The 19,026-nt window shown below is 34.5% G+C and carries 16 protein-coding genes; 15 read left to right on the plus strand and 1 reads right to left on the minus strand.

Features of this window, described 5'->3' with window-relative positions:
* Nucleotides 1-2 precede the first annotated feature (2 nt).
* From dhaK to FA707_RS04720, 8 genes are all read left to right on the plus strand, one after another.
* Complete coding sequence (dhaK, locus tag FA707_RS04685) at nucleotides 3-986, plus strand: dihydroxyacetone kinase subunit DhaK (RefSeq protein ID WP_136953136.1); 984 nt, start codon at nucleotides 3-5, stop codon at nucleotides 984-986.
* A gap of 10 nt (nucleotides 987-996) precedes the next feature.
* On the plus strand, nucleotides 997-1,593 hold the full coding sequence (gene dhaL, locus FA707_RS04690; RefSeq protein WP_136953137.1) for a dihydroxyacetone kinase subunit DhaL: 597 nt from the start codon (nucleotides 997-999) through the stop codon (nucleotides 1,591-1,593).
* Between the two features lie 150 nt (nucleotides 1,594-1,743).
* Complete coding sequence (locus FA707_RS04695; protein ID WP_246032349.1) at nucleotides 1,744-3,423, plus strand: IS1182 family transposase; 1,680 nt, start codon at nucleotides 1,744-1,746, stop codon at nucleotides 3,421-3,423.
* Nucleotides 3,424-3,547: 124 nt separating this feature from the next.
* The gene (locus FA707_RS04700; RefSeq protein WP_136953138.1) at nucleotides 3,548-4,249 is read left to right on the plus strand and encodes an ABC transporter ATP-binding protein; all 702 of its coding nucleotides are present in this window, start codon (nucleotides 3,548-3,550) and stop codon (nucleotides 4,247-4,249) included.
* A gap of 11 nt (nucleotides 4,250-4,260) precedes the next feature.
* A complete protein-coding gene (locus FA707_RS04705) occupies nucleotides 4,261-7,002 on the plus strand; it encodes an FtsX-like permease family protein (protein ID WP_168177346.1) in 2,742 nt (913 codons plus the stop codon).
* Nucleotides 7,003-7,088: 86 nt separating this feature from the next.
* The gene (locus FA707_RS04710) at nucleotides 7,089-7,955 is read left to right on the plus strand and encodes an SPFH domain-containing protein (RefSeq protein ID WP_136953140.1); all 867 of its coding nucleotides are present in this window, start codon (nucleotides 7,089-7,091) and stop codon (nucleotides 7,953-7,955) included.
* A gap of 10 nt (nucleotides 7,956-7,965) precedes the next feature.
* Nucleotides 7,966-8,469 carry an LURP-one-related/scramblase family protein gene (locus FA707_RS04715; protein WP_136953141.1) on the plus strand — a complete coding sequence of 168 codons (504 nt, stop codon included), beginning with the start codon at nucleotides 7,966-7,968 and terminating at the stop codon, nucleotides 8,467-8,469.
* Nucleotides 8,470-8,698: 229 nt separating this feature from the next.
* Entirely contained in the window at nucleotides 8,699-10,039 is a 1,341-nt protein-coding gene (locus tag FA707_RS04720; RefSeq protein WP_136953142.1) for a M20 family metallopeptidase, read from the plus strand.
* 38 nt (nucleotides 10,040-10,077) lie between these two features.
* Here the strand turns inward: FA707_RS04720 and FA707_RS04725 are convergent, their stop codons facing one another.
* Complete coding sequence (locus tag FA707_RS04725; protein ID WP_136953143.1) at nucleotides 10,078-10,446, minus strand: YccF domain-containing protein; 369 nt, start codon at nucleotides 10,444-10,446, stop codon at nucleotides 10,078-10,080.
* 272 nt (nucleotides 10,447-10,718) lie between these two features.
* Between FA707_RS04725 and FA707_RS04730 the strand changes: the two genes are divergently transcribed.
* The 7 genes from FA707_RS04730 to FA707_RS04760 all read left to right on the plus strand — a co-directional run bounded on the left by FA707_RS04730 (nucleotide 10,719) and on the right by FA707_RS04760 (nucleotide 18,900).
* The gene (locus tag FA707_RS04730) at nucleotides 10,719-11,630 is read left to right on the plus strand and encodes a YitT family protein (RefSeq protein ID WP_136953144.1); all 912 of its coding nucleotides are present in this window, start codon (nucleotides 10,719-10,721) and stop codon (nucleotides 11,628-11,630) included.
* Nucleotides 11,631-11,690: 60 nt separating this feature from the next.
* Nucleotides 11,691-12,026 (plus strand): metal-sulfur cluster assembly factor, encoded by a 336-nt coding sequence (locus FA707_RS04735; protein WP_136953145.1) that lies wholly within the window; start codon nucleotides 11,691-11,693, stop codon nucleotides 12,024-12,026.
* A 198-nt stretch (nucleotides 12,027-12,224) separates the two neighbouring features.
* Nucleotides 12,225-13,220, plus strand: a complete 996-nt coding sequence (locus tag FA707_RS04740) for a tyrosine-type recombinase/integrase (RefSeq protein WP_136953146.1) — start codon at nucleotides 12,225-12,227, stop codon at nucleotides 13,218-13,220.
* A gap of 36 nt (nucleotides 13,221-13,256) precedes the next feature.
* A complete protein-coding gene (locus FA707_RS04745; protein WP_136953147.1) occupies nucleotides 13,257-14,573 on the plus strand; it encodes a DUF2726 domain-containing protein in 1,317 nt (438 codons plus the stop codon).
* Nucleotides 14,574-14,767: 194 nt separating this feature from the next.
* Nucleotides 14,768-16,375, plus strand: a complete 1,608-nt coding sequence (locus FA707_RS04750) for a type I restriction-modification system subunit M (RefSeq protein ID WP_210409630.1) — start codon at nucleotides 14,768-14,770, stop codon at nucleotides 16,373-16,375.
* Between the two features lie 13 nt (nucleotides 16,376-16,388).
* On the plus strand, nucleotides 16,389-17,603 hold the full coding sequence (locus FA707_RS04755; protein ID WP_168177407.1) for a restriction endonuclease subunit S: 1,215 nt from the start codon (nucleotides 16,389-16,391) through the stop codon (nucleotides 17,601-17,603).
* A 79-nt stretch (nucleotides 17,604-17,682) separates the two neighbouring features.
* Entirely contained in the window at nucleotides 17,683-18,900 is a 1,218-nt protein-coding gene (locus FA707_RS04760; RefSeq protein WP_136953150.1) for a hypothetical protein, read from the plus strand.
* The last annotated feature ends 126 nt before the right edge of the window (nucleotides 18,901-19,026 follow it).

Below are 19,026 nucleotides of genomic sequence, written 5' to 3' on the forward strand. Positions count from 1 at the left end.
AAATGAAAAAAATTATTAATGATCCAAGTCATATTGTTGAAGAAATGTTAGAAGGTATGGTGAAAAGTTATAGTACGTTAATTAGACGGGTTGAGGATACTCGTGTTGTTGCCAAAACTGCTGAGCATTCACAAGTTGGATTAGTTTCAGGCGGTGGTAGTGGTCATGAACCAGCGCATGCAGGCTTTGTTGGTGACGGCATGTTAAGTGCTGCGGTTTTAGGGGATGTTTTTACTTCCCCAACGCCTGATCAAATTGAAGCAGCTATTAAAGCAGTTGACCATGGCCAAGGTGTGTTATTAATTGTTAAAAACTATACGGGAGATATTTTAAATTTTGAAATGGCGAAAGACATGGCTGAAATGGAAGATATCGCTGTAGAAATCGTTGTGGTCGATGATGATATTGCGGTTGAAGACAGTACTTACACTGCTGGTAAACGTGGTGTGGCTGGAACTGTTTTGGTTCATAAAATCTTGGGAGATGCTGCTAGAAACGGTGCTACATTAACAGAACTTAAAGAGCTCGGAGAAGCAGTTGTAGCTGCCACTAAAACAATTGGTGTTGCGCTTCGTGCCGCTACAGTCCCAGAAGTTGGTAAACCAGGTTTTGAATTAAAAGAAGACGAAATTGAATTTGGGGTTGGGATTCATGGTGAACCAGGTTACCGTCGTGAAAAACTACAAGCTTCTCGACAATTAGCAGAAGAAATGGTGGACAAATTGGTCGCAGCTTATGATGATAAACCAACGGAAATTGGTGTTTTAGTTAATGGTATGGGTGGTACACCTTTAATGGAACAATTTGTGTTCATCAATGATGTACTTAATTTATTAGCTGATCATGGTATTAACGTGACGTTCCACAAAGTCGGCAACTATATGACGTCGATTGATATGCAAGGACTATCATTAACGTTCATCGACTTAAATAATACAGCTTGGTTAGAGGCATTAAATACTGACGTTACGACAATTTCTTGGTAAGGAGTAGATTATGGAATTAACAGTAAAAGACATTCAAGCATGGTTAAATGATTATACGAAATTAATCGAAGAAAATAAAGACGAACTAAGCTTACTTGACACGCCGATTGGTGATGGTGATCATGGGAATAATATGGCTCGTGGTGTAGGAGCCTATCAAGAAGCGTTTGCTAAACAACTTCCGGCAACTATCAGCGATACCTTTAAGACATTGTCAATGGCGATGATTTCAAAAGTAGGTGGGGCTTCAGGTCCATTATACGGAACAGCTTTTATGAATATGACAAAAACAACAAAAGGCATGGAAACTATTGACTCAATCGAAAGTTTAACCGAAATAGTCAAGCAAGGTTTGGCAGGGATTCAAATGCGAGGAAAAGCTGAACCAGGTGATAAAACAATGGTCGATGTATGGTCAGCGGTTGTGACTGCCTTAGAAAATAATCAATTAAATGAAGAAAAGATTATGGCAGCTAAAGAAGCAACCAAAGATTTAGTCGCTAAAAAAGGGCGCGCCTCTTACTTAGGTGAACGTGCCATTGGTCATATTGATCCCGGTGCAGCATCTAGTGCGTTATTATTTGCATGCTTGCTAAACTATTTATAGAAACTCGTATGAGGCTGTGACATAAGTCTCTAAAAAAACCCCTGATAAATTTGGCAATAAAGACAAATTTATCAGGGGTTTTGGTATAATAAAATAAAAAAGAAGCACGGTCCGACCCATGCTTCAAAGAATCCTAGAAAGGACCAAAAAATGTATTCTAATTATAACATGAATCAGTTAAGTTTGGATATTACAACTTCATATATTCCAGAAAAAAATAATACGGCTTGGTTTATTAACGAGCTAGTTGAAACATTAAAAATCAAAGAATCTTATTTATTCGGAAGACCACGTCAATATAATTTATCTGCTATGTTAAAGCTGGTCTTATTTGCGTACACACGCAGTGTTTTTAGTAGTCGTAAAATTGCTCAATTGGCTGAAGAGAGCCTACCGGATCGTTGGTTAACACAAGAAATGATGCCTTCTTATCGAACGATTGCACGCTTTAGAATATCTGATGAATTAGAAGGTCTTATTAATCAAGGCTTGGAGCAGCTAACCGCTTATTTACGTCAACAAAACATGATTGATGATGCCATTTTTATTGATGGAACTAAAATTTTAGCTGATGCCAATAAATTTAGTTTTGTTTGGAAGAAAAGCACGATTCGTTTCGATGCGATGAATCGAGAAGCAACCGTCTCTTTAATGAATGAATTAAAAGAGGCTTATTCGTCGTCTCATATACCAGATGGTTCTAATCTGTCTTTAGATATGGTTGATGAAGTTCTAACTCGTTTAGAATTCAGATTAGAAGAATTAGAAAAACAAATTGAAACAACACCTAAGCTTTCTCCCAACCCTGCTAAACAAGAACGACGTTCTTTAAAATCAACTAAAAGAAAATTAGCTGCACGTCGAGCTAAAATGCTAGAACATCAAAAGCAATTTAAGACTTTCGGGAAACGAAACAGCTTTTCAAAAACTGATCACGATGCCACTTTCATGAGAGTAAAAGAAGATCACATGAAAAATGGTCAGCTTAAGCCAGCTTATAATCTGCAAATTGCTACGAGCAAGCAATTTATCGTAGGCTATGATGTTTACCAAAATCCAACAGATACTAAAACGTTAATCCCTTTCTTAGAAAAAATGAATTTAGCAGAAAAGGATGCCATGTATATAGTAGCAGATGCAGGTTATTGTTCAGAAAGTAACTATCAATATCTAGAAGACAAATTATCTCAACATACCTCATTAATCCCGTACGGGACAATGTTGAAAGAAAATAGTAAGAAATGGCAGTCAGATGATAAAAAGGTAATGAATTGGTTTTACGAAGAAAAAGAAGACTATTATATTGACCCAAAAGGAGTCCGTTTTAATTTTAATACGTATCGAAAACGCACAGACAAAGACGGTTTTTCACGTGATTTCAAGGAATATGTGGCAGAAAAATATGACGAAAATCGTGAAGAAATTCCTGCTGCGTTAACAGCCAAAGGCCACATAAGAAAAATAATGATTAATCCTTCATGGGAATATTATAAAGCGAAGCAACGAGATTTTCTTTCAACGAAAGAAACTGGAAAAATTTACGCTAAACGTAAGATTGATGTGGAACCAGTTTTCGGACGGATGAAGGCTTCTTTGGGCTTCACTCGTTTCTCTGTGAGAGGACTTGGAAAAGTTCTCAAGGAAACCGGTATTGTTTCCTTGGCGCTAAATATGATGAAATTAGCGTCTTGGGAGACGCAGAAAGACATAGAAAATAGAAAAAATCCGAAACAAACGAAAAATAACACTTTTTGTCCGTTTCGGATTTTTTATTTTAGACTAATAACACTAACTTTTGTCACAGCCTCATTTTTATGTGTAAAACCATAAGACTATATAAATATTCTTTGACTTTTTACGAAAATTTGACCGCTTAATTTTATTATTTGTTATAATAAACCTATTATATAAAAGGATAGTCATTTTATAGAAACCGAGTTAGGGAGGTCGCTTGATGAGTTTTATTGAAGTTAATCATGTTTACAAGAAATATCACATGGGTGAAACAGAAATTATTGCGAATAATGATGTAAGTTTTACTATAGATCAAGGAGAACTAACAGTTATTTTAGGTCCAAGCGGGGCAGGAAAATCAACTGTATTAAATATGTTAGGTGGGATGGATGTTCCGACGTCAGGTGATATGTTAGTGGATGGACAAAATATTGCTAAGTTTAGTGATAAGCAATTAACAGAGTATCGTCGTACAGATGTCGGCTTTGTTTTTCAGTTTTACAATTTAGTCCCTAATTTAACGGCGAAGGAAAATGTCGAATTGGCAACAGCTGTTTGTAAAGATGCGTTAAATGTTGAAGAAGTCTTAAACCAAGTAGGGTTAGGTCATCGTATGGCAAATTTTCCGGCGCAACTTTCAGGCGGTGAACAACAGCGTGTATCAATAGCAAGAGCCATTGCAAAGAACCCTAAAATGTTATTGTGTGATGAACCTACGGGTGCGTTAGATTTTGAAACAGGCAAACAAGTCTTACAATTGCTTCAAAATTTAAGTCGAGACTTTAATAAAACCATCTTAATTATTACGCATAATTCCGCAATTGCCCAGATGGCAGATAAAGTGATTCATATTAATGATGCCAGAGTAAAAAAAATAGAAATCAATGAACAACCGATCTCAGTTGATCAAATCGAATGGTAGGTGACAGTTCATTGAAAATAGATTTGTACCTTAAATCAACGTTTATAGATATAAAAAAATCACTAGGACGGTTTATCGCTGTCGTAATTATTATTTTGATGGGTGTCTTATTGTTTGTCGGTATTAAATCAGTTGGTCCCAACTTAGAATTAACTGCTGATAATTATTTTACAAAATATCATCTTTCAGATTTTCAAGTAGTTTCTACGCTAGGCTTAACCGAAGAAGAACAGCGAGTAGTTAGTGAACTTCCGGGTGCTCAAGTGGAGATGGGTCATAATTTTTCTTATATTGACGAAACCCATAACTTAATTTTACAAGTTTACAGCTATCAAACAGACACTAAGCAAAATAACTTAGAAGTGATGAAAGGCCATTTACCTCAAAAAGCGAATGAAGTAGTGGTAGATTATCAGCTAAAAGAGACGTATTCCATCGGAGACACATTAACGATTCAAGACGATAATTTGAAGCAGACAATTTATCAGGTGGTTGGTTATGTTCAAACCGCTCTGTACATGGATGTCGATGAACGTGGTGTCACTAATATTGGCGACGGTGTTGTCAAAGGCTTTGTTTATTTACCAGAAGAGAATTTTGAAATGGACGCATATACCACGATGTATGTTTCGTTTAGTGAGTTGCAACAGGAAAGTAGTTTTTCTAAAGTTTATGAAACACGTTCTTTAGAAAAACAAACCGCGATTGAAGACGCATTAAACCCACGTCAAAGCGCTCGTCTAAATGAGATTAAGGCTGACGCACAGGCCGAACTTGATAAAAATCAAGCAGAGCTAAATGATAAAACACAGCAACTAAATAACGGAATAAACCAGGTCGAAGCGGGTTTGTCTGAAATAACTAAACAGTATGATCAGTTGAAAGAACAATCTGACATGTTGGCAATGCAAATTGGCGAGAAGTTAGCAGTAAGTCAATTTGGTGATGGACTGACTCAATTGGCTGATAAAAAAGCAGAATTAACCCAACAGCTAGCTGATTTAACAGCTAATCAAACCGAACTAGCTGATGCACAACAACAATTAACGGATGCGCAAGCTGATTTAGATGAAATGAAAAAAGCCCGCTTTATCGTTAATAACCAAGCAAGCAACCCTGGTTATACGGAATATCAAAGCTTATCAGAACGCATAGATGCGATTGCAAATGTCTTCCCGGTTTTCTTTTTCTTAATTGCGATTTTGATTACTTTTACAACCATTACACGGATGGTTGAAGAAAATCGTAAAGAAATTGGAACGCTAAAAGCGTTAGGTTATCGTAACGGTGAGATTGCAAGTAAATATATATTGTATACCTTATTAGCTGCATTTATCGGAACTACTCTTGGTGTATTAATTGGTGCAAAACTATTACCATTGGTCGTGTTCGAGATGCAAAAGGTTAACAATATTTTCCCAGTTTATACGACGAAATTTTTCCCTATCCCAATCTTAATTGCGGTCCTATCAGCTCTAGGTTCGACATTAGGTTCGGCCTTACTAGTGTTATCCCGCAACTTACGTGAAAAACCAACCGCGCTTTTAATGCCCAAGGCACCTAAAGCAGGTAAACGCGTTTTCTTAGAGAAAATTACCCCTATTTGGAATCGTTTGAATTTTTTTCAAAAAGTGACGTATCGTAATATTTTCAGGTATAAAGCGCGTATGATTCTGACAATCATGGGGATAGCAGGCTGTACAGGCTTAATGATAGCAGGTTTTGGCTTGAATGATTCGATTTCAGCGCCTGTCGATAAACAATTCAATGAATTGGTGCATTACCAGGCAATTGTTTCGTTAAGCGAGGAAGGTAACGTTGATAAAGCAACGGCAATTTTAAACGAGCATTCCCAAGTGAATGAAGTGATGCCGGTCTATTCAGAGCAAATGACGATTCGTGAGAAGCATAAAGCTGGTCAATTTGCGACAGTGACCATCACCGATGATTTAACCGATTTAGAAAAATTTGTGACGCTACATGACGAAAAAACAGGTAAGAAACGAAACGTGCCTGAAACCGGTGTGTTGATTAGTCCTCGAATTGCTAAAACTTATGAAGTAGCGGTTGGGGATTCGTTAGCACTTGAAACAAGCGAAGGTACTCTTATCGAAGTAAAAATTAAAGGAATGATTGAAAACTATTTAGGCCACGTTATTTATATGACTCAAACCTATTATGAATCAGTTATGAAGCAACCTATTACTGCCAATACATTACTAGTCAAGACGGAGAAACAGACAAACAAACAAGAACAATCATTGGCAGAGGAACTAATTGATAGTGGTGCGGTTCTAAATACAACCTACATTTCTGATCAGATTGCTAAACAAGCCATTGCATCTGAAAGTTTAGGTTCGATCGTCGCAATTTTTATTATCTTGTCAGGTACATTGGCATTTGTAGTGCTTTATAACTTAACAAACATCAACATTTCAGAACGTGAACGTGAACTTGCCACAATTAAAGTGTTAGGTTTTTATGATAAAGAAGTGACGATGCATATTATTCGAGAGAATGTCGTGTTTACGATTATTGGTATATTAATAGGCTTTGTTGTAGGACAAGTTTTAACGTGGTTTATTTTGACGATGGCTAGTTCAGATATGATGGTCTTCCCAATGATTATTAAACGGAACGGTTACTTAATTTCCGCATTAATGACTGCCATTTTTTCTGGGATTGTCATGTGGGTGACACATGTTAAATTGAAACACATTAATATGATTGAAGCCTTAAAATCTAACGAATAGGCAACAACCACAAGGAAGAATCTAGGTTCTTTTTTGTGGTTTTTTTTTGAATATGTTACACTATTTGTAAGAAAGAGGGGGATAAAATGAAAGAGAAAAAACCTTTTTATATTAATGGCTATATTGGAATATTAGCACTAGTTGTGATGTTATTGTTGGGTATCTTTTTATTTTATAAAGGTGTGTCAAATGATCAGTTTAGTAATGTTGTGGTCGCGATTATCTTATGGATTATTTCGTTACTGTTTTTAAGTTCATTAACGATTATACAACCTAATCAAGCGCGAGCAGTCTTATTTTTCGGTCAATATTTAGGCACAATCAAAGAAAGTGGTCTATTTATTACGGTCCCACTAACTGAGAAAAAAGATGTGTCATTAAAAGTGAAGAACTTCAATAGTTCAGTCTTGAAAGTAAATGATTCGGATGGGAACCCGATTGAAATTTCCGCAGTTGTGGTTTACCGTGTTGTTGATACGGCAAAAGCTTTATTCGACGTTGATCGTTATTCAAACTTCGTTGAAATCCAAAGTGAAACAGCCATTCGTCATATTGCAACACAGTATCCGTATGACACGTTTAACGATGGTGATTTAACTTTACGTGGGAACACGAATGAAGTTTCAGAAGAATTGAAAAAAGAATTGGATGAGCGTTTATCAGTTGCCGGTGTAGAAGTGATTGAAACACGTTTAAACCATTTAGCTTATGCAACAGAAATTGCGAGTGCCATGTTACAACGTCAGCAAGCTAAGGCAATTTTATCCGCTCGTCAAACGATTGTTGAGGGAGCTGTGTCGATGACGCAAATGGCACTTGAACAAATTCAAGAAGGTCAAGAAATTAATTTTACAGACGATCGAAAAGTTCAATTGATTAACAATTTATTAGTATCGATTATTACAGACAAAGGAACACAGCCAGTCATCAATACTGGGGACGTTTCTGAATAGGAGAGAGCCAATGACGACGTTATATATGAAGCAAAAACTTATATCAATCGGGGAAAAATTTACCATTACCGATGAAAAAGGTCGTGCTAAATATTATGTTGAGGGTAGTTTGTTGAAAGTACCAAAAACTTTTACAATATATAATGAGAACAAACAGAAGATTGGTAAAGTGAGTAAAAAACTTGTTTCAATCTTGCCTAAATTTGACGTAGAGGTTGAAGGACAACCTGCTATGAGTATTGAAAAGCAGATTAGTTTGATGAAAGCCAAATATGAGATTAAAGGTAATGGCATAACAGTTAAAGGGAACCTATTAGACATGGATTTTTCTGTATTAAAGAACGGTCGTAAAGTAGGATCGATTAGTAAAAAGTGGATTAGTATTGGAGACAGTTATGAAATCAATATCGTTGATACTGGTTTAGAGGAAGTAATGGTCTCAATTGTAGTCGCAATTGATTATGTCAAAGCAAGTAATGACAAGTCCAACCAAACAAATAATCAAACAAATTAATTAGATTCTTATAAATACGTCGTGTAAATTAACTTTTACGGCGTATTTTTTATAGGCAAGATACTATTTTTAATAAAAAATAATTTGATGGCATTATGTTTATAATACGTTAGGATGTGAAAATTCTAATAAATATGTAACTTTGATTATTGTTGATGAATATTGATACATGCTTTGATATAATAGGAAGTGAACTAAAATAGTGAGTTTAGGAAAGGTATGTGATTTCATGGAAAAATTTATTACAAAGGCACATTTGGATGATGCGCTAGATACTTTATCAACCTTAATTTCTTATCCATCAGTTTTAGATGAAGAGGCGACGACAACACCCTTTGGACAAGATATTCAAGATTGTTTAGAAGTAACTTTAGATTTCTTTAAAAAAGAAGGGTTTGAAACATTTATTGATCCTGACGGTTACTATGGTTATGCAGAAATTGGTGAAGGTGATTTATTTGCCGTTCTGTGCCATTTAGATGTTGTGCCAGCGGGGGACCCTTCAAAATGGAGTGTTGACCCGTTTAAAGCAGAAATCAAGAACGATGCAATTTATGGACGAGGCACGCAAGATAATAAAGGTCCTGCGATTGCTTCTTACTATGGATTGAAAGCAGTACTTGATAAGGGCTATCAACTGAAACATAAAATTCGCTATATCTTCGGAACGGATGAAGAAAACTTATGGCGTTGTATGAATAAATACTGTGAGGAACAACCTGTTGCAAAAATGGGCTTTGCTCCAGATTCTAAGTTCCCATTAAATTTCGCTGAAAAAGGGTTATTACAGTTTAATCTTAAAGGCACAGGACAAACTGATTTCGTATTAGAAGGTGGAAAAGCCTTAAACGTTGTACCGGAATTAGCAACCTATCAAGGAACAAAAGTTGCAGACGTTGTGAGTGAACTAGAAACATTAGGTTATAAATTTGAGTCAAACACTTCAACTGTTAAAGTATTTGGTAAAGCGACACATTCAAAAGATGCGCCTATCGGAATTAATGCTATTACACGTTTAGCCGAAGCGTTACATTCACTTTATCCAGACAACAAAGCGTTAGAATTATTAGGTGGTGTTATCAAAGGTGATGCGAATGGTGTTAGTGCCATTGGTGAAGTTAAGGATGAACCATCGGGCTTAATGACCATGAATATTGCGAAAGTAACAATGAATGCTGATGAAACAACTATTAGTGTGGATATCCGTTACCCTGTTACTTTAGAAAAAGAAGACTTGGTCGCTAAATTAGAAACTTTAGCTACTAAATATGATTTAGTGTATGAAGAATATGATTATTTAGCACCACTATACGTACCTGTTGATTCAGAATTAGTGTCAACTTTATTAGCGGCTTATCGTGATGTATCTGGCGATACTGAGTCAGCTCCGATTGCTTCAGGAGGCGCAACTTATGCCCGCACAATGCCGAATTGTGTAGCGTTTGGTGCGATGTTTGAAGACACAGTAGAGCTGTTTCATCAAATAGATGAATGTTGGACGTTTAATGACATGGAACGCGCCATGGATGTTTATGCCGAAGCATTCTACCGTCTATGTGTGACAAAATAAAAATAAGAGGTATGATCGTTACGATCATACCTCTTATTTTAATATCTGGTGACCACTTGTTTACCAAACGGCATCAATGCTAGTCCGGCTAATTTAAATGATTGCTTGGCAAAAGGTATTCCGATGATTGTAATCATCAATATCAGACCACTAATCAGATGTCCAAGAGCGATTGGTAACCCACTGAAGATTAACCAAATAATATTGATTAAAAAATTAAAGCCGCCCCCGGTATCAATCACCTCTTTACCAAATGGCCAAAAACTTAATCCAGCTAGTTTAAAACATTGTAAACCAATTGGAATTCCGATAATGGTGACACACCACAATACCCCAGCTATTAACCAACTTAATCCTCCGATGAATCCTCCAAAGATAAACCAAATAATATTTCCTAAAAAACTCATGTTATCACTCCTCAAGCGTCATGTTGTTATAAAAAAGTGTATCACTATATTCATCAAATAGATAGATTTGAACGGTAAAATCATTCTTTAGACGGAGGAATAATCAGTCTCGAGTTGTTGAGAAAGTTCGGTTTTTGTTGATTTATTAATTGATGATGAGAATTTAATCGATATCGAAACTTTTTTTAGTCTCTGGGGTTTTTTAGGCTATTTTTTTCATGAAAAATATTGTAGGATAGATAGGTAGAAAACAGTAGATAGGAGGATTTGTAATGAATCGTTTTCATGAATTTAGCATTAAACATGAATTGTTAACACGAAGCTTGATTATTATTGTTTCGTCAATTATTGGTTCAATTGGATTAAATATGTTTTTAATTCCTGCCAATGTATTTTCAGCAGGGGTCAATGGGGTGGCACAGTTAGTGTCTGGATTTTTAGATATGAAATTTAATCTTTCTATCGATACAGGCGTGTTAATCTTTCTATTTAATATTCCCATCTTCTTAATTGGATGGTTGAAATTAGGGGCAAAAGCCACGATTTATAGTTTTTTTTCAGTTTTAACTTTTTCACTATTTGCAATGATTATTCCGGTACAAGTTATTGTACAAGATGTATTACTTAATACGATTATTGGTGGTCTCCTAATCGGGATTGGTTCAGCTTATTGCTTGAAATACGGTTTCACAACAGGAGGATTTGATTTGTTATCTGTTATCATTTCAAAAGTAACAGGTAAGTCAGTTGGTAGCATGATGTTCTTGATGAACTTGCTAGTGATTGCTGGAGCAGGTTTCTTATATGATTGGACACAAGCTATTTATACAATTATTTCAATTTATGTTTTAAGCACAGTAGTAGATAAAATTCATACAAGTGGCCATAAGCTTACGGTATTCATCGTTACTAGCAAAGAAGATGAACTATTAGAAGCCTTTAAGAAAAGTATTGTTCGTGGCGTAACAGTTTTACCAGGTAGAGGTGGATACACTGGTAAAAATCGATCAGTCTTTATGATAGTCATCAATCGTTATGAGTTATATGACATTGAGAAGCTTTTAAGACAAGTTGATGAAAAAGCCTTTGTTAATATTTTACCTACTGAAGTAGTGTTAGGTGAGTTTTGGACGCCAGAACAACAAAAAGCAATGCTGAGTTTAGCTAAAGGTCAGATGGAATAATCTGGCATACATGTGGTAAAATAAAGGCAACTGATACTAGCAAAGAAATGAGGGACTTCAATGTCAGAACAAAATTGGACAGAAGCACAGATCGAAGATATTAAAGAGCGTATTTTAGCAGCACTTGAAACAGTAATCGATCCAGAGTTAGGGATTGACATCGTAAACCTTGGTTTAATTTATGAAGTAGAATTTGGGACAGACGGCAATTGTTTAGTGAAGATGACCTTAACCACAATGGGTTGCCCATTAGCCGATGTTATTACTGAAGAAATTCATGAAGCATTGAAAGATGTGGAAGAAGTGAAAAATACAGAAGTGAAGTTAGTCTGGTATCCTGCTTGGACAACGGATCGCATGAGCCGTTATGCGCGTATTGCTTTGGGGATTCGATAACCGTATTTTGATTTTAATTATTGCTATATAAGGGTTTGTACGCCCTTATATTTTTTTTGTCCTCTCATTAAGTTAGATGTCCGTGTTAAAGGGTCGGACTCCGGGTATTCGGAGTGTATGAGTAAATATTTTGTTATTTTATAGATTAAAAAGCCGTTTTTCTTTGATTAAATCATAAGAAAGGATGGCTTTTTTTGTATGGAAAAAATTAGGTTGGAAGAATTGATCACGGAGCTGGATTTTACAGATCGAGCAAGAGGTTTGTCACCGAAGACTTTGAAGAAGAATAAAAAAGCGTTGAAATTATTTCGAGAATACATTTGGAAGGAATTTGGAGTAGAAGAGATGGGAGAGGTTTCGACACATATGATTCGTTCTTATTTGATTTATCGTAAGGAAAAATGTGGAAATAAAGAAACCTATATCAATAGTCACTTGAGGAGTATTAGAGCACTCTATCGTTACGCCGTTGATGAAGAATATTTGAAAGAATTTGAGAACCCGACAAATCGGGTTAAGTGGATGAAGGAAGCAAGTCCGGTCATTATAACTTTTAGCGATGATGAAATGAAATCGATGTTAAATTATGTAGATAAACAAAGACAGAACAAATTAGCGAGATATGACGAATTTCATTTAGGCTATATGACAGAATTTCTACGTGAAAGAGATAAGTTGCTGATTATGGTTTTAGCAGATTCTGGTCTTCGTGCATCAGAAATTTGTGGTTTAACTGATGCGACATATAACCAACACGGTATTCATGTTGTGGAAGGTAAAGGGAAAAAAGGTCGTGTGGTATTTGTATCACCACTTGTTTTGAAACAAAAAATGAAGTATGACCGAGCAAAAAGTCGATACTTTGATTCTGTTGATTACAATGTAAAAAAATCCGTATTTGTAACACGTAAAGGTAGTAAATACTCAGTAGATATGATGGAAAGAGATGTAAAACGTATTGCAGTCCATGCAGGTGTTAGACAAGAGGTTCGAGCAAGTCCTCACACCTTTCGACATTATTTTACTCAAAGTTTGGTGAGATATGGAACAGACATTTATACGATACAACGCTTGATTGGACATAGCTCGATTAAAACGACAGAAGTTTATCTTAATAGCTTGGTTAATGAGGTGGTGATAAAAAAGGGATTATCGGCCAGTCCATTGATGAATTTATATGAGTTAGAGAGTTAAGCAGACATAAAAACTAATATAATAGGAGAGTGCCAAATGAAAAAGACAACGGAACAATTCAAAGAAGAAATTTTTGGAAAATATGGGAATGAGTTTGATATTTTAGGTGAGTATCAAGGAAAAGAAATTCCTCTGTTAGTCAGACATCACGTCAATGGATCATATCATGATTATAAGGTTAGGCCAGCGGATTTAAAAAGAAGAGGTTCATGCTCTATTTGTCATAGAAGAAAAAGAACGCATGACGAATTTGTAAAAGAGGTTGACGCATTAGTTGGGGGAGAATATATTGTTGCATCTCACTATATAAATTCAAAAACAAAAGTCACATTTCTTCATCTGACAGAAGAAGGTATCCATTTATTTAACATGACACCAGATGCATTTATTAATCAGCATTCCAGATGTCCAGAATGTTGTGTGCGACGTGTTCCTGATTCATTAGAGGTAATGATGGCAAAATTAGAAGACAAGTTTAGTGGTGAGTTTGAGTATAAAGAGGGATATGTTAATGGTCAAACTAATTGTCAATTCGTTCATCATACTGATTTGGGATCTCATGAGATTATATCAACTCCAGCGAGATTATTGAATACAGGAGGCTGTGGTGTCTGCAAAAATACTAATCTTTCGCATGATGATTTTGTTCAATTATTATTCGAAAAATATGGTGATGAATTTACAGTTCTTTCTACCTACAATTTAACATCAAACAAGTTATTAGTTAGACATAACACGAAGGAAAACCCACATGATTTTGAAGTGATTGCCGGGGATTTATTGCACCGAAAGACGTGTTGTGTTTGTAATCCGCGTTCAAAAACACATGAAGAATTTGTTGAGCAAATCAAAGAGAAATTTGGAGAAGAGTATGAGGTATTAAGTCGATACATAAACAATAAAACACCTATACGGGTAAGACATATATGTGAAACTGGTGAGCATGAATTCATAAAAGAACCATCAAGTATGATAAATCAACATCAAGGATGTCCTCTATGTGCTCCACGAAGTAAAGGAGAAGAAAAAATTCAGCAATATCTTGAGCAAACTGGACGAGAATATCAGAAGGAATTTCATATTTCTTTAACTAACAATACGTTCATGAGAGTGGATTTCATGATTTTAGAGAATGGCCAACCGATTGCTGGTATTGAATATGATGGAGAGCAACATTTTCATCCAGTTGAGCAATTTGGAGGAAAAGAAGGATTTGAGAAAACTCAGGCGAGAGATCAAGTGAAAAATCAATATTTTAAAGATATGGGAATTCCGCTATTAAGGATTTCGTATTTAGAGTATGAGAGAATTGAAGAAATCTTATCTGAAAACATAAATCTTTGGTTTAGCTAAGATATCAAGAATTTTGAAATGTATCATATTAAAAAGGGCTGATTTGTTCAGTCCTTTTTATTTATTCATAAAGTATGTTCTGATAATAAATTCTTCTGAAGGTTATAAAAAACTATGAAATGGCAATTATAACGGTTAATATAGAAGTGTATGTAAAAAAAATATAGAAAATAATATAGATATATTATAAAGGAGTGTCGCAAGTGGCAACTACAACGTCAAAAACATTATCACAAGCACTATGGAATTCAGCGGATATTTTGCGTTCTAAGATGGACGCTAATGAGTATAAAACCTATTTACTTAGCTTGGTGTTTTATAAGTACTTATCAGATAAAATGCTGTTAAAAGCTTCTGAGTTATTAGAATCCGATACAGATGATTTAGCACAAGCACAACGTAATTTTGAGGAAGCCTTTGCAGATGAGGAATTGCGTGATGAGCTAATTAATGCGGTAAAAGAAGATGTCTCGTATGTGATTGAACCTAAATTAACGTTTACTCATTTAGTGGACATGGTTAACAAAGGGAAGTTCCAATTAGAAGATTTAGCTCAAGGCTTCAGAGAGATAGAGCAGTCAAGTGAGATATTTGAAAATCTATTCGAAGATGTGGACTTATATTCAAAAAAATTAGGACCAAACAGCAGTAAACAAAATCAAACGATCTCAGCCTTAATGAAGGAATTAGCAACATTAGATATCGCACACAATGGCGATATGTTAGGCGATGCTTACGAGTATCTAATCGGAGAGTTTGCGGCCGATTCTGGTAAAAAAGCCGGCGAATTCTATACACCACAACCGGTATCACAGTTAATGACGAAAATTGTCATGCAAGGCAAAGAAAATCAAAAAGGCTTTTCTGTCTATGACCCGACGATGGGTTCAGGTTCCCTAATGTTGAATGCCAAGAAGTATTCGAATGAGCCTGGTACGATTGGTTATTTCGGACAAGAATTAAACACGTCTACATTCAACTTAGCGCGTATGAACATGATTCTACATGGAGTGGATATCGAGAACCAGCATTTGAATAATGCGGATACCTTGGATGGAGATTGGCCAACAGATGAGCCAACCAACTTCGAAGCAGTTCTAATGAACCCACCTTATTCTGCTAAGTGGTCTGCCGAAAAAGGTTTCTTAGATGATCCACGTTTTTCATCTTATGGGGTATTAGCGCCAAAATCAAAAGCCGATTTTGCGTTTCTATTACATGGTTTCTATCATTTAAAAGATACGGGAACAATGGCGATTGTCTTGCCTCATGGTGTCTTATTCCGTGGTGCAGCAGAAGGGAAGATTCGTCAAGCGTTGTTAGATCAAGGTGCGATTGATACTGTAATTGGTTTACCTGCTAATATCTTCTTCAATACAAGTATTCCAACGACGATTATTATTTTGAAAAAAAATCGTTCATCTCGTGATGTTTTCTTTATTGATGCATCAAATGACTTTGAAAAAGCGAAAACGCAAAATAATTTAACACCAGAGCATATTGAAAAAATATTAGAAACCTATATCAAGCGTGAAAATATTGAGAAATATGCCCACTTAGCTTCATTTGAAGAAATCGTTGAGAATGACTTTAACTTAAATATTCCACGTTACGTCGACACATTTGAGGAAGAAGAACCCATTAACCTAACTGAGTTATCTAATAGCATGAGAGCAACAAATAAAGCTATTGTACAAGCTGAAACTGAATTATATGACATGATGAAAGAATTAACAGCCAATAATGATGAAACAGCACAACAATTAGCTGATTTGATGAGTTTATTACAGGTAGGTGAGTAAAATGGCGAGTAACATAACTAAACAACCTGAAATACGATTTGACGGATTTAGTGACGATTGGGAACAGCGTAAGTTAGGTGAAGTTTCTCAAATAATGAGTGGAGGAACCCCAAGTACATCTACTCCTGAATTTTGGAACGGAGGCATAGATTGGTATTCTCCTGTAGAAATTGGCGACCAAATATTTGTGAATGGAAGTCAAAAAAAGATTACTGAACTGGGTCTACAAAAAAGTTCTGCTAAGATATTACCGGTAGGAACAGTTTTATTTACTTCTCGTGCAGGTATTGGAAATACAGCTATATTAGCAAAAGAAGGTTGTACCAATCAAGGATTTCAATCAATAGTACCTGGAGACGAATTAGATTCTTATTTTATTTTTTCAAGAACAAATGAGTTGAAAAGATATGGAGAAACCAATGGAGCTGGTTCAACTTTTACAGAAATTTCAGGTAAACAAATGGCTAAAATGCCGATACTTATTCCTAAAATGGACGAACAAAAGAAAATTGGTGCGTTTTTTAAGACCCTCGACCATGCTGTCGCTCTTCAGAATTGTAAGTTAGAAGAAATGCAATTATATAAAAAAGCCATGCTTCAAAAAATGTTTCCAAAAAATGGTGAAAAAGTACCTGAAATACGATTTGACGGATTTAATAACGATTGGGAACAGCGTAAGATTGGAGAATTATATAAAACGTATTCAGGTGCAACACCATTAAGAAGCAAAAAAGAAAATTTTATTAATCCTACAACTCCATGGATAAAAACAACTGATTTAAGGAATATGGCAATAATCTTTAACGAGGAAAATATCTCAGATATAGCAGCAAATAAATTAAAACTACTTCCAAAAAATACGGTGTTAATAGCAATGTATGGGGGATTTAACCAAATTGGTAGAACAGGTTTACTAACGTATTCTGCAACCATAAATCAAGCATTAACTGCGTTAGAACCTATTGATGATGTAAATTCATATTTTTTAATTACAGAATTAAATTATAGAGTCAATGAATGGAAAAAACTTGCAGCAAGTAGTCGAAAAGACCCTAATATAACAAAAAAAGATGTGGAAAATTTTATTCTTTATTATCCTGATTTAGAAGAACAACAAAAAATTGGAGCCTTCTTCAAGTCGTTGGATGATATTATCGATCTTCAAAATAATAAGGTGAAAAAGTTAAAAGAAATGAAGAAAGCACTATTGCAGAAAATGTTTGTTTAATAATAAAAATCTCTTTTCTTATAGAAAGGAGATTTTTTGAATTTGGTTATAGTAAAAATATAAAAAGGTGGTAACGATATTGCAAGAATCCATAACTAATTTTATTACTGATAATAAGGACATACTAATAACAATAATTTTTTCTTTTGTAGCAATTATATTAGCTTTAGATGAAGATGCTTTAGATAAAAAATACCAAAAAAAGATAATACTCGTTATATATTGTATGATGTATTATTTGCTTATTATATCGAATAATATCATATCGGTTAATAAAGCTATGGTATATAGTTTAGTAATGTTAGGAATAGTTCTAATATTCTTTACAATTAACGTATCTTATTCAAATGAAAAGAAGTACTTAGAAAGAGAATTATCGGTGTTAGATTACTTTTTTCTAAATTTTATGAAAAGCTTTTTTATAACAAAATACTACATTTTTATTTTATTCGTAATTATAGAGAGGTTAATAAACGGTATACCTAAAGGATACTCCAATACGATTACTATATTAGAATTTTCGTTTATGATCCTAATTCCGATATATCATTTATTGTCTAATTCAAATGATTGTTTTGGAACAGTTGAATTTTCTAAAACAAGGGATACCGTTTTGGAAAACTCAAAATTAGTTATCAAAAAGACAGACGAGGAATTAATGGAGATAAGTAGGTTATTATCATTATTAGTTTATTTAGAAGATAAAATGCTATTTGATAGAAAGGAAGTTTGTGTAACATTACCTTCGTTATTGGAAGGAAGAAAAAAGTATCGATGTAGAATATTACAATCTAATTCTACTAAAGCAAATGATAATAAATCATTAATCAGATATTCATTTAAATTAGTTAGATCCCCATTAAAAGCCTTGAGAACTTTAAAAAAATATAAACGTGGGTATTCAACATTATTAACACAGTATATTAGAATTAGTTGTATGTATCCTAATTCATACAATTATACTTTCAGAAGAAAATTATTCGTAGAACATATATACTGTAAATTATTTTATAAAAGTTGGAGAAGATTTTTTGTAAGGATAAAATTTTTGGGAGAAGATAAGTCATTTGATTATGTTAGAACTCTTACTTTGTTAGCTTATTATAAGAAGGTTTTAGAAGAACCAATAAATGAATTAGAGTTAATAAATAAATTACAATCATCCGGGAGTAAAGAAATTCTTGTTGAAATTGCAAACTGTTTTTATGAAATTAATGGAGAACATCATATTTATAGAGAAGATTTAATAAATAGAATTTATTCTTCAATACATATTTATAAAAATAGTATTAGATAAAATTAAGCAAAAAACCTTTAAAGATAGTGTTATATAAGAAATTTGAAATACTATTAAGTAAAATTAACGAAGTAACAATTTGGTACGTTTGCTATGATATAATTTTTAGTATAAAGAAATAAGCGG

Origin of the sequence: Vagococcus zengguangii, assembly GCF_005145005.1 — a bacterium.
GTDB classification, from domain to species: domain Bacteria; phylum Bacillota; class Bacilli; order Lactobacillales; family Vagococcaceae; genus Vagococcus_A; species Vagococcus_A zengguangii.